The organism is Streptomyces durbertensis (assembly GCF_014156695.1).
Classification (GTDB): Bacteria; Actinomycetota; Actinomycetes; order Streptomycetales; family Streptomycetaceae; genus Streptomyces; species Streptomyces durbertensis.
Genome location: NZ_WMLF01000995.1, coordinates 1 through 255, shown reverse-complemented (window position 1 = coordinate 255; position 255 = coordinate 1). Strand labels below are relative to the sequence as shown.

The window sequence follows — 255 nt, the reverse complement described above, 5'->3', positions numbered from 1 at the left end:
GGAGGGACCGGCGGCGTTCGCCGGGCTCGGCTCGCTCAAGCCGGGAGCGGAGATCCGGATCGAGCGTGACGACCGGAGCACGGTGGTCTTCACCGTCGACTCGGTCGAGCAGTACCAGAAGGACGACGACTACCCCAACGAACGGGTCTACGGCCCGACGCAGACCCCGCAGCTCCGCCTCATCACCTGCGGCGGCGGCTTCACCAAGGAGAACGGCTATGACGCGAATATCGTCGCCTTCGCCAGCATGCGCGG

1 protein-coding gene is annotated in these 255 nt (G+C 67.8%); it reads left to right on the top strand.

Annotated elements, in window-relative coordinates:
* Positions 1–255 (top strand): sortase domain-containing protein (locus tag GL263_RS28030; protein WP_182858488.1); only part of this gene is annotated, 255 nt, incomplete at both ends.